Source organism: Nocardia sp. NPDC004278, assembly GCF_053602975.1.
In genome coordinates, this window is sequence record NZ_JBSGEQ010000006.1 from 18,958 (window position 1) to 31,638 (window position 12,681).

A 12,681-nucleotide genomic window follows, 5' to 3' on the forward strand; every position below is an offset into this window, starting at 1 on the left:
TGCCGGTTTAACGTCTGGACCTGAGCTGTTGTAAGCTACTGCAGGTTCGATTCACGGGGTGTGGCGCAGCTTGGTAGCGCGCTTCGTTCGGGACGAAGAGGTCGCAGGTTCAAATCCTGTCACCCCGACTCGTGGTTGAGACGAACGGCTCCGCCCCCGGCCCTCACAGGCCGGGGGCGGAGCTGTTTGCGCTGGTTGGCCCGACGGTACGGGGTCGGCCACCACACCGCGCAGGCGATGACCGCTAGTAGCCCGGATATCAGGGCCAGCAATCCGACGATCACGAACGCTTCCATCGCTACCTCCCGACACTGCTCGTAGGTGCACCCGGCGCCGAGGGCGGATCGCCACCGACGGACGGCGCGGGAGGGCTGTCGGCGGGTCATCTCCGCTGGCTCCGCTACCGCGCGCCGGGCCGCTCATCAGCCTGCTGCGGCAATGTGTCCTGCAGTGGCGCGGCGGCGTTGCCAAGGTGTTGCTGTCTGCTCCACCTCACTGTGCACCGCTGGTGAGAAGTTCCGGAAGGAGGCGCGCCGAGGACGGGACCGAATGACAGCACGGCTGTTCCGATATGTCCCTTGATGTCCCGTATGGGCGGTGAGCACACTCTTACCGCTTGCTAACTTGCGGACATCTCGACGAAACGCGAGGTCCATAGCGTATACACGCATGTCGACACGGGTGGCCACACAGGCGGATGCGGCGGGACGACCGTTGCGGGACGTGGTTTATACGACGCTGCGCGGCGAGCTGATGAACGGGGATATCAGGTTCGGCGAGCGCCTGACCGAACCCAAGCTGTCGGCTCGGTTCGGGATATCCAGGACGCCGATCCGCGAGGCGCTGACGGTGCTGTGCTCGGATGGGCTGTTGCAGCGCGAGGAGTACGGCTTCACCCCGGTGCGACCGAGCATTCCGTTGATTCGCGATCTCTACGAGTTACGAATCACCTTGGAGCTCAGTGGAATTCAGCGGGCCATCGACAATCCGGCGGTGCTGCACGATCACGCGCTGCTCGCGGCCGAGCGGGAGGCCTGGCGGGTCCTGCGGGCGGATCCGCCCCAGCAGGAGCCCGGTTTCGTGGTCCGGGACGAGGAATTCCACGTCACCCTGCTGACGGCGGCGGGCAATGCCGAGCTGGTCCGCTCGTTGCAGGCGGTGAATTCCCGGATCCGGCATGTGCGGATGTACGACTTCATGGTCAACAACCGCATCGAGACCACCATCTCCGAACATCTGGGAATTCTGGATGCCGTACTGGCACAGGATCTTCCGCTGGCCTACCGGCTACTGCACACCCATATCGGCGAATCGCTCGATGTGGTCCTCGATCGGGTCACGCGGGCCATTGCCGCGATGTCCCTGGCAACTGAATAGGGAGATTCCGGTGGCACTGGAGTTCGATACCGTCCTGGTCGCCAATCGTGGCGAGATAGCCTGTCGGATCATGCGCACGGCCCGCGCATTGGGCCTGAAGACCGTTGCGGTCTACTCGGATGCCGACGCTGGTGCGGCACATGTCGAAATCGCCGATGTCGCGATATATCTGGGGCCGAGCCCGGCCGCCGAATCGTATTTGCGAGCGGACCGGGTGATCGATGCGGCATTGTCGACCGGTGCGGGCGCGATACATCCCGGATATGGGTTCCTTTCGGAGAATGCGGATTTCGCTACGGCCGTCACTGAAGCGGGTATTGCGTTCGTCGGACCGACGCCGGAACAGCTGCGCATATTCGGCGATAAGCACACCGCCCGCGAGACGGCCAGATCCGTTGGCGTGCCGCTGATTCCGGGCAGCGGGCTGCTCGAATCGGCCGAACATGCGGTGGCCGAGGCCGAGCGCATCGGCTATCCGGTGATGCTCAAGGCGGTCGGTGGCGGCGGCGGTATCGGCATGCAGGCCTGCGGTAATGCCGATGAATTGCGCGCGGCGTATCGGCGGGTGCAGCGGCTGGCCGCGACGAACTTCTCCTCGACCGGCGTCTTCCTGGAGCGGTTCGTGGCGCGGGCCAGGCATATCGAGGTACAGCTTTTCGGTGACGGTCGCGGCCGCGTGGTCAGTCTCGGCACCCGGGATTGTTCACTGCAGCGGCGCAATCAGAAGGTGCTGGAGGAGGCGCCGGCGCCCGGGCTCCCGCCGGGGCTGTCTGAGCAGTTGCTCGCGGCCTCGCGTGAGTTGGCCAGGTCGGTCGGGTATCGGTCGGCGGGCACGGTCGAATTCGTTTATGACGTCGACCGCGGTGCGGCCTCATTCCTGGAGATGAATACCCGGCTGCAGGTCGAGCATCCGGTGACCGAGGCGGTGACCGGGGTCGATCTGGTCGAGTGGATGCTGCGGCTCGCGGGCGGGGACTCCGCGATGGTGGACGAACAGCCCGAGAGCGGACCGGCGATCACCGGCTGGGCGGTCGAGGCGCGGGTCTACGCCGAGGATCCGGGGCACGATTACCGGCCAAGTGCCGGATTGATCACCTCGGCGGCCTTCCCGGATCAGACCGCTCGATCCGCGCCCGGTATTCGGGTCGATACCTGGATCGCCACGGGGACCGAGGTCAGCCCGTTCTACGATCCACTGCTCGCCAAGGTGATCGCATCGGGGTCGAGCCGCGACGCCGCCTTCGCGGAGTTGCGCGATGCGCTGGCCGCGACGCGGATCTATGGCGTCCAAACCAATCTCACCCAATTGCGTGCCGCCGGCGCCGATGCCGTCGTGCTCGGCGCCGAGCATGTCACGACCACGCTGGCCGATATCCGGCTCGCCGGGCAGCGCATCGATGTGCTGCATGGCGGCACGATGACCACGATTCAGGACCATCCGGGTCGAATCGGCCTGTGGCAGGTCGGCATTCCGCCATCCGGTCCAATGGACGATCTCTCGTTCACCCTGGCCAATGCCGCCGTCGGAAACCCCTCGGGCGTACCGGCACTGGAATGCACGCTGCAGGGTCCGCAGCTGCGCTTCGCCGATACCACCGTGGTGTGCGTGACGGGCGCGCAGACGCCGGTCACGGTGGATGGACAGCCGGTTGCCATGTGGGAACCGGTGACCGTCCCGGCCGGATCAGTGCTCGATATCGGGGCACCCGCCGACGCCGGATTGCGCACCTACCTCGCGGTGCGCGGCGGCATCGATGCGCCGCTGTATAACGGTAGTGCCGCCACCTTCACCCTCGGCGGTTTCGGCGGCAGCACCGGCAAAGCCGTTGCGGCGGGCGATGTGCTGGGTGTTGTCGCGAATCGGACCGAACTCGATGCACCGCGCGCGGTGCCGGTCGACGAGCGACCCGAATTCACCCATATCTGGCGATTGGCCGTCGGAATCGGCCCGCAGACCGCACCCGCATACTTCACCGACGCGGATATGGACCAGTTTTATTCGCACCCTTGGAAAGTCGGCAGCCACGCGAATCGCACCGGCATTCGCCTGGAAGGGCCGAAGCCGACCTGGTCGCGCACCGATGGCGGCGATGCTGGACTGCATCCGTCGAATCTGCACGACAATCCCTACAGCGTCGGGACATTGAACGTCTCCGGCGATACCCCGATCCTGCTCGGACCGGACGGGCCGAGCCTCGGCGGCTTCGCCTGCCCGCTGACCGTGGTTTCGGCGCACCGCTGGAAACTCGGCCAGCTGCGCCCCGGTGACACCGTGCACTTCGTACCCGTCGACGACGATCGCGCCACCGCGCTGCGCCGTTCGAATGCCGCCCGCGCCCGTGCCGATATCCCCGACACCACCGGGGAGCTCACCGCGGCCCGGCGTCTGCGCACCGGTTCCGGCGCACCCGCCGGTCTGGACGATCGCGGCATCCTCGGCACGGTGGCGGCGGGCGCGGATCGCCCTCGGGTCGCCTATCTGCGCGGCGGCGATGACAATATCCTGGTCGAATACGGCGAGATGGTGCTGGATCTCGGGCTGCGCATGCGGGTGCACGCACTCGCACAGAAGCTGGCCGACACCGGACTGCCCGGCATCATCGATGTGACACCGGGTGTGCGTGCACTGCACATCCACTTCGATCCCGATGTGCTGCCGCAGTACCGGCTGCTCGGCACATTGACCGAGCTCGAGCTCGAATTGCCCGCCACCCACGATCTCGTGGTGCCGAGCCGCACCATCCGGTTGCCGCTGTCGTTCGACGATCCGTCCATCGCCGAGGCCATCGACCGCTACCGCAGCGGTGTCCGCGATACCGCGCCGTGGCTGCCCTCGAATACCGAATTCATCCGCCGCGTTAATGGACTCGACAGCGTCGAGGATGTCCGTGCCGCGGTCTTCGACGCCGAATATCTGGTGCTCGGCCTCGGGGATGTCTATCTCGGTGCGCCACTGGCGGTTCCGCTGGATCCGCGACATCGGCTGGTCACCACCAAATACAATCCGGCGCGCACCTGGACGCCATCGGATGCCGTCGGCATCGGCGGCAAGTATCTCTGCGTGTACGGCATGGCGTCACCGGGCGGCTATCAGCTGATCGGCCGGACAGTGCCGATCTGGTCCAGCTACCGGCAATACGCGCCGTTCGAACCCGGCACCCCGTGGCTGTTCCGGTTCTTCGACCGGATCGTCTGGGAGCCGGTGACCGCCGAGCAATTGCTCGAGCAGCGTGCGGCCGCGACGGCGGGACGTTTCGACGCCGAGGTCAGCGAGGGTACCTTCGCGCTCGCCGACCATCTGCGGATGCTCACCGAAAATGCCCCGGCCATAACGGAATTCGAGACCAAACAGGCCATCGCGTTCGAGGCCGAGAAGCAGGCCTGGCGCGCCGCGGGAGAGTTCGAGCGCAGCGCGACCGTCGCGAGCGCGCCGGAACCCGCCACCGACCCGCTGGCCGGATTGCCACCGGATGCGACCGTGGTCACCGCGCCGATGATCGGCAATGTCTGGCGGGTCGAGATCGAGGTGGGCCAGCGGCTCGGCGCGGGTGACCCGGTGGCCATCCTGGAAGCGATGAAATTGGAACTGCCGGTGCACAGCCCGGGCACCGGCACGGTATTGAAGGTGCTGGCCACCCCCGGCGCCAAGGTAGCACCGGGAACCCCACTAGCAGTGATCGGAGCCGTCGAATGACCTCGGGCGTCCTAGGTAATACCGAAATCCACGGCACGCCGACCGGGCGGGTCGCCGCCGCGTATCGGCGCATCGCCGAGGTCGATCGGCCGGAGGTGTGGATCACGCTGCGCGCGGAGGCGGATGTCGCCGCCGATGCCGCGGCCGTCGAGCGACGGCTCGCTGACGGCGAATCCTTGCCGCTGGCAGGGGTTTTGGTCGCGGTCAAGGACAATATCGATGTCGCGGGATTGCCGACCACCGCGGCCTGTCCGGAATTCGCCTACACCGCAGAGGTCACCGCGGCGGCGGTCGAGCGGTTGATCGCCGCGGGTGCCGTGGTGCTCGGCAAAACCAATCTGGATCAGTTCGCGACCGGACTGGTCGGGACGCGCAGCCCGTACGGCGCGGTCCGCCATGCCGAGAATCCGGAGTTGATCTCCGGCGGATCCAGTTCTGGGTCGGCGGTCGCGGTGGCATTGGGTATCGCCGATATCGGAATTGGTACCGACACAGCGGGTTCCGGACGCGTTCCAGCGGCACTGCACGCAATCGTGGGCATCAAGGCCACCTTGGGCATCATTCCGGCACACGGTGTCGTCCCGGCGTGTGCGGACTACGACGCCGTGACGGTCTTCGCCACCGATCTGGACCGCGCGGTCGCGGCCGCCGCGGTGATGGCCGGACCGGAACCGCGGGATCCGCGCAGCCGAGCTTGGCCCGCCGACGTGCCGCTCGCCGCACCGCAGGCACCTCGGCTTGCGATCCCCCGCGCCGCGGACCTCGCCGCGCTCAGCGAGCCGTACCGAGATGCCTTCGCCCGCACCTTATCCGCGGTGACCAGCGCCGGTATGGCAACCGAAGAGGTGGATATTTCCGGGATGCTCGATGCCGCGCGGCTGCTGTACGACGGCGCGATCGTCGCGGAACGCTATGCGGCCGTCGGCACCTTCCTCGACACCGCACCGGCGAGCGCCGACCCGACCGTGACCGCGATCATCAAGGCCGCACGGGCCACGACCGGTCCCGGATTCGCGGCCGATCTGGACGCGCTGGCCAGAGCCAAGGCCGCGGCCGCACTGACGTTGCGGGGATTCGCCGGCCTGCTGCTGCCGACGACCACCGAGCATCCGAGTATCGCTGCGGTTCAGGCGGATCCGGTTGAGATCAATCGCCGGATGGGCACCTACACGAACTTCTGCAATCTGCTCGATATGGCGGCGGTGGCCGTCCCCGGTCTGCCCACCGCGACCGGAGCTCCGTTCGGGGTGATGGTTGTGACGCCCGCCTTCGCCGATCAGATCGCCATCGATATCGCCGCCCGCATCCTCGGCGACGACGACGCGCCAACACTGATCGACAGCGGTGTGGAGCTCGCCGTTTTCGGCGCACATCTGCGCGGTCAGCCACTGCACTGGCAACTGGAGGAGATCGGCGCACGCTTCTGCGGGGAGGTCCGGACCACCGATGCCTACCGCCTGACCGCACTGGACACCACACCCCCGAAACCGGGACTGGTGCGCCACGGTCCCGGACTCGGCGCGCCGATTCTCGGTGAACTGTTCCGGGTATCGGCGGCAGGCCTGGGCAGCTTCCTTGCCGCGCTACCCGCGCCAATGGCACTGACCAGCATCGATATCTCCGACGGCCGTGCGGTCATCGGCTTCGCCTGTACCTACGACGCCGCCCGCACCGCCACTGACATAACCTCCTTCGGCGGCTGGAAGGCCTATCTGCAAAGCCAGAACTAGCCCGCGACCTCACTAAACGAATGTCTTACACATTTGTACTAGACAGACGTGCAACTCATCTGTTAGACATATGTGCAAGACAAACGAGTCAGTGAGGAACAGATCATGAGCACCAACCACTCCGCCACCACCCAGCCTCGGATCCTCGTGTGCGGCGGCGGGATCGGCGGTAATGCCGTTGCCCTGCAGCTGCTGCGGGCCGGGATCCGGGCGACCGTGGTCGAGCGTGCCGCCGAGCCGCGCCCGGGTGGGCAGGCCGTCGATCTGCGCGGCCCGAGCGTCGAGGTGGCGGAGCGGATGGGTCTCATGCCCGGCATCCGCAAGTCGCAACTGGATGAGCGCGGCATGGTCTTCGTGGACAGCGAGGGCAAGGAGCTGCTGCGCATGCCTGCCGAGGTATTCGAGGGCAAGGGGGCGGTCGCCGAGGTCGAGATCACCCGCGGCGATCTGAACCAGGTACTGCTCGATCTGCTCGCCGAGGCGGGCGGTGTGGATTACCGCTACGGCGAATGGGTCACCGAGATCAGCCAGGACGACGCGGGCGCCGATGTCACCTTCGCCTCCGGCACCACCGAGCGGTTCGACATCGTCATCGGCGCGGACGGACTGCATTCCGCGACCCGACGCCTGGTCTTCGGACCGGAGGAGCAGTTCTCCACCTACCTCGGCGGCTACATGTCCTTCTTCACGCTGCCCACGCCCAACTACGCGGAACCGCACTGGATCGCGATGAACTCGCTGGTCGGCGCGACCGGTGTCGGACTGCGCCCGGATGCCGATCCGTCCACCTGCAAGGCGCTGGTGGTCATTCGCGACGAGGCGAATCCGGCACTGCGCCGCGATGTCGCGGCACAGCAGCAGCTCATCCGCGAGCGGCTGGCCGACGGTGGCACGATCGCGAGCACCGTGTGCGACGCCATGGCCGAGGCGGATGACTTCTATTTCGACGAACTGGCCCGCATCGACGTCCCGAACTGGTCCAAGGGCCGGGTGGTGCTGCTGGGCGACGCGGGCTACTGCGGTTCGCCGCTCACCGGGCAGGGCACCGCGATGGCGCTGGTCGGCGCCTACGTGCTGGCCGGTGAAATCGCCTCGCACGCGAGCGATCCCGCGCAGGCGCTGGCCCGCTACGAAGAGGTGCTGCGCCCGTTCGTGGCGACCGCCCAGGAACTGCCGCCCGGCGGGCTGCGCTCGATGACGCCGCAGTCCAAGTTCGGTATTCGCGCTGGTCTGTTCGTCAGCAAGCTGATGACCACCAAGATCATGAAGCCGCTGATGATGAAGATGCTCACCAAGACCGAGAGCTACGACCTGCCCGACTACTCGGTTCAGACCGTCGGCTGAACACCGCGCTTCGCGAGGACCGGCACCGTCCGGTCCTCGCATTTTGCCGCGACATTGTGCGGACCCGCGGCAGACTTCGAACCGCCCGGCCGGGCCGATCACCCCTCGTGAACCGGCCCGGCCCATATCTGTGGATGGGATCGTCGGCGTGCACCCGATGGTTACCTTCGGCAGTGGCGAGCGCAGGTTCGCCGGTCAGCTCCGGGAAGAGCCATCCGAAATGGTTGCCCCGATAAAGCTCCAGCCGGGCCGGTCACCCCTCGTGGACCGACCCGGCTGGCGCTACCCCCGTGACGCGACCTGTTACCCCTCGTGAACAGATCGAGCCCGGTTCCCCACCCCCGGTGGTGGCTTGGTACCGCCGGTGTTGACACAAACAATGCCGCCGCGGGCTTGTTGGGCACTTAAGAAGACCTTGCAGATGAAAAACCGCAGGTAGAGACGCTACTTATGGGTGATCACGACAAGTTTGCAGCACGTCGGCGCGAATCGGCGGATGATGGGAAATGAGGGCACCTAGGAGATTGGAGCGGTGATGGAGACCCTGGTTGTCTGGGTGCTGGCCTGCCTGCTTTATTGGTGGGGCCTGTTGTAGTTCCGAAGCTCGGGGCCCGTCGAATCCTGCCCCCATATAACGAAACAGCTCCGCCTCCGACTGAAATGGTCGGGGGCGGAGCTGTTTTCGCCAGCGCTCGTCAGCGAGCGCGCATCGGCTCGGCTGGGTCAGCCCTCGAGTCCGGCGCGGACACCTTCCTCGACGCGCTTGCCGAGATCCTGGTCCACGTTCTTCCAGTACTCGAAGACACGGGACAGTACGGGCTCGCGCACGCCGCCGAGCACGTGCCCAACGATATTGCCCACCAGGCGATCCCGCTGATCGTCGTCGAAAACCTCACGCACCAGCGTGCCCGCCTGGGTGAAGTCGCCGTCCTCGGCGTGCTCGAAATACCCCGCCCGAACAGCGCTCGCCCACCCCGTCGGCTCCGCCGACTGCCGTCCCCCAGCGGTCGGGTCGAACTCCCAGATCCCGCCATCGGGCGCCTGCTCGGGGTCGGCGTGCGGGCCGCCGAACGAATTCGGCGCGTAGACGGGCACATTCGCCTCGTTGTAGTCGTAGCGCATCGCACCCTCCTTGGAGTAGGAGTTCACCTCCGCGGCCCTGGCCCGGTTCGGCGGCAGCTGCGCGTAGTTGGTGCCGATGCGGTAGCGGTGTGCGTCCGCGTAGGCGAATACCCGGCCGAGCAACATCTTGTCGGGTGAGAAGCCAATGCCGGGAACGACATTCGAGGGTTCGAAGGCGGCCTGCTCGATATCGACGAAGTAGTTGCCCGGATTGCGGTTCAGCGTCCACTTGCCGACCTCGATCAGCGGGTAGTCCCGATGCGACCACACCTTGGTCAGATCGAACGGGTTGAAGCGATAGCCCTCGGCCTCGTCGACCGGCATGACCTGCACATACAGCGTCCAGCTCGGGAACTCACCGCGCTCGATGGCCGCGTAGAGATCGCGACGGTGGTAGTCGCCGTCGGCACCGGCGAGGCGGTCGGCCTCGGCCTGGGTCAGGTAGTCGATGCCCTGATCGGTCTTGAAGTGGTATTTCACCCAGAAGCGCGCACCGTCGGCATTGATCCACTGGTAGGTGTGCGAACCGTAGCCGTTCATATGCCGATAGGTCTTCGGGATGCCGCGGTCACCCATCAGCCAGGTCACCTGGTGGGCCGTTTCCGGACGCAGGGTCCAGAAGTCCCACTGCATGTTGTTATCGCGGAGTCCGCTGCCGGGCAGGCGCTTCTGCGAACGGATGAAGTCGGGGAATTTGATCGGATCCTTGATGAAGAAGATCGGGGTGTTATTGCCGACGAGGTCGTAGTTGCCGTCCTCGGTGTAGAACTTCACCGCGAAACCGCGCGGATCACGCCAGGTGTCCGGGCTGCCCTGCTCGCCAGCGACGGTGGAGAACCGGACTAGCGATTCGGTTCGCGCACCCGGCTGGAACAGCTCGGCCTTGGTGTAGCGGCTGACATCGTTGGTGACAACCAGCTCGCCGAAGGCGCCGGCACCCTTGGCGTGCACGATGCGCTCGGGTACCCGCTCCCGGTTGAACTGGGCCAACTTCTCGATCAGGTAGTGGTCGTGCAGCAGGATCGGGCCCTGTGTGCCCGCGGTGAGCGATTCGTTATCGCTCTGGACCGGCGTTCCGGCATTTGTGGTTGTCGGCTTGGTCATTGCAGCCTCCTCAGCTCGTACGGCAATTCGGGCACAGTCCCCAGAAGACGACCTCTGCCTCGTCGATGACAAACCCATTGGCATCCTCGGGTTCCAGACAGGGGGCACTGCCCACGACACAGTCGATATCCACGACCATGCCGCAGCTTCGGCACACCAGATGGTGATGGTTGTCTCCGGTCCGGGTCTCATAGCGCGCGGGCGAACCGGCTGGCTCGATGCGCCGCAGGATGCCGGCGTGCACGCAGGCCCGGAGCACGTCGTAGACGGCCTGCGTGGATACCGATCCCAATTTCTCTCGGACGGCGGCGGCCACTCGATCGGCATCCGAATGCGGTCGTGCCGCGACCGCATTCAGCACCGCGACCCGCGCGGCCGTGACCCGCAGGCCAGCCGCACGCAGCTGGGCCTGTGGATCGGTGACGGTGGTGTGCATGGAACCGATGATGGCCCGCTTTTTTGAGTAAGTCAAGAAAGCGATCTTCTAAAGATTAGCGGGCAGACGGCCCATCGCACGCACTTCGGCGCACACCCGATCCGCCAGCCGAACGCCGATGTTCTCATCGGAAACCGCTGGCGCGCCTCCTCGAAATTGCCCACATTGCGATGGACATGCCCGAGTCCCCACGGCGACCGGACCTCAGACTCGAACCGCGGCCCGCGGTTGGGTTGATCCGGCCGAGCGCCGGTCCCACGCCGACCACACATTGTGATCCAGTTCACATTCGGCCACGCGGAATAAGTCGGGATGGTGGGTGGTTGATCAGCACTGTCGGCGTCCGGACAGCCCCGGGCCTCACCCCATTTGTCGCTTCGAGCGACCACTCGCCGAGAGGCGCTTGTGGGACGTCGGCACCGGAGTCGTGACGCTGGCGTGGCGTCCGGAGACTCAGCGCCGCCAGGTAACCGCAGGTTCCTGGCGGCGTTCTGCATTTCCCGGGCGGCCCGATTCGTGGTTCGCGGTGGTGTGACCGATGATGCAGCCATGGCAACGCACGGCGATGCGCTCCAGCGCAGGCTCGGGCTCATCGATTCGGTAATCATCGGGCTCGGATCGATGGTCGGCGCTGGCATTTTCGCGGCGCTCGCCCCCGCAGCTGCTGCGGCGGGCGACTGGTTACTGCTCGCATTGGCGGTTGCCGCGCTGCTCGCGTACTGCAACGCGACGTCCTCGGCGCGGCTGGCGGCGTTATATCCGGTGTCGGGCGGCACCTATGTGTACGGACGCGAGCGCCTGGGTGCGTTCTGGGGATATCTGGCCGGGTGGGGGTTCGTCGCGGGTAAGACGGCCTCATGTGCGGCGATGGCGCTGACGGTCGGCAGCTACGCGTGGCCGGAACATTCGCGGGTCGTCGCGGTCGCGGCGGTGGCCGCGGTCACCGCGATCAACTACACCGGGGTGCAGAAATCGGCGCTGGCCACGAGGATCATTGTGGCGGCGGTGCTGGCCGTGCTCGCGCTGGTGGTCGGGGTGGGATTGTTCGGAAGTCATTCCGCCGCAACGGATCTGCCGGACCGGATCGGGCCGCGCGGGGTATTGGAGGCGGCGGGTTTGCTGTTCTTCGCCTTCGCGGGATATGCCCGCATCGCCACCCTCGGCGAGGAGGTGCGCGATCCGCGGCGCACGATTCCGCGGGCCATCATGATCGCGCTCGGGCTCGCACTCGCGGTATATGCGCTGGTTGCGGTGGCGGTGCTCGAGGTACTCGGATCCGCAGGTCTCGCGCATGCGATCGACCCGCTGGCCAGGGTCGTCTCGGCTGCGGGGGTACCGGGCTCGGCACCGGTTGTCCGGGTCGGCGCGGTGCTCGCGGCGGCCGGATCGCTGCTCGCACTGATTCTCGGGGTCTCGCGCACCGTGCTGGCAATGGCGCGCGACCGCCATCTGCCGGGCGCGCTGGCCGCGGTGCATCCCCGCTTCGGCGTCCCGCATCGGGCGGAATTGGCGGTCGGTGCGGTAGTTGCGGTCGTGGCCGGAACCTTCGATCTGCGTGCGGCCATCGGCTTTTCATCGTTCACGGTGCTCGTGTACTACCTGATCGCCAATGTCTCGGCCGCGACATTGACCGCCGCCGAAAATCGTCCGGCACGCTGGGTGCCGATTGCCGGTGCGGCCGGATGCGTGATCGTCGGGCTGTCGCTACCCGTCGGCTCCGTACTGGCCGGGCTCGCGGTCCTCGCCGTTGGCGGCTGTTGGTACGCCGCACGTAGTCGGTCCGCGCACAGTTGAATTGCCGTGTGACAGCACCCGATGTCACACGGCATGACCGCTGACCGCGGCAGGAATCCGGCTCAGGCGGAACGGCAATC

The 12,681-nt window shown here is 66.5% G+C and carries 7 protein-coding genes and 1 tRNA gene; 6 read left to right on the forward strand and 2 right to left on the reverse strand.

What is annotated here, in order from left to right:
* The first annotated feature begins 54 nt into the window (after positions 1-54).
* From ACWEO2_RS11120 to ACWEO2_RS11140, 5 genes are all read left to right on the forward strand, one after another.
* Positions 55-128, forward strand: a tRNA-Pro gene (locus ACWEO2_RS11120).
* Between the two features lie 541 nt (positions 129-669).
* Positions 670-1,377: a GntR family transcriptional regulator gene (locus ACWEO2_RS11125; RefSeq protein WP_452405157.1), complete on the forward strand. Its 708-nt coding sequence runs from the start codon at positions 670-672 to the stop codon at positions 1,375-1,377.
* A gap of 10 nt (positions 1,378-1,387) precedes the next feature.
* Positions 1,388-5,071, forward strand: coding sequence for an urea carboxylase (gene uca / locus ACWEO2_RS11130; protein ID WP_452405158.1), 3,684 nt, complete (start codon positions 1,388-1,390; stop codon positions 5,069-5,071).
* Entirely contained in the window at positions 5,068-6,801 is a 1,734-nt protein-coding gene (gene atzF, locus ACWEO2_RS11135; RefSeq protein ID WP_452405159.1) for an allophanate hydrolase, read from the forward strand. Before uca ends, atzF begins: the two co-directional genes overlap by 4 nt.
* A 105-nt stretch (positions 6,802-6,906) precedes the next feature.
* On the forward strand, positions 6,907-8,145 hold the full coding sequence (locus ACWEO2_RS11140; protein WP_452405160.1) for an FAD-dependent monooxygenase: 1,239 nt from the start codon (positions 6,907-6,909) through the stop codon (positions 8,143-8,145).
* A gap of 723 nt (positions 8,146-8,868) precedes the next feature.
* Here the strand turns inward: ACWEO2_RS11140 and ACWEO2_RS11145 are convergent.
* On the reverse strand, positions 8,869-10,371 hold the full coding sequence (locus tag ACWEO2_RS11145; RefSeq protein ID WP_452405161.1) for a catalase: 1,503 nt from the start codon (positions 10,369-10,371) through the stop codon (positions 8,869-8,871).
* Positions 10,372-10,381: 10 nt separating this feature from the next.
* Complete coding sequence (locus ACWEO2_RS11150; RefSeq protein WP_452405422.1) at positions 10,382-10,807, reverse strand: Fur family transcriptional regulator; 426 nt, start codon at positions 10,805-10,807, stop codon at positions 10,382-10,384.
* Positions 10,808-11,356: 549 nt separating this feature from the next.
* Between ACWEO2_RS11150 and ACWEO2_RS11155 the strand changes: the two genes are divergently transcribed.
* Positions 11,357-12,601, forward strand: a complete 1,245-nt coding sequence (locus tag ACWEO2_RS11155; protein WP_452405162.1) for an APC family permease — start codon at positions 11,357-11,359, stop codon at positions 12,599-12,601.
* Positions 12,602-12,681 lie beyond the last annotated feature (80 nt).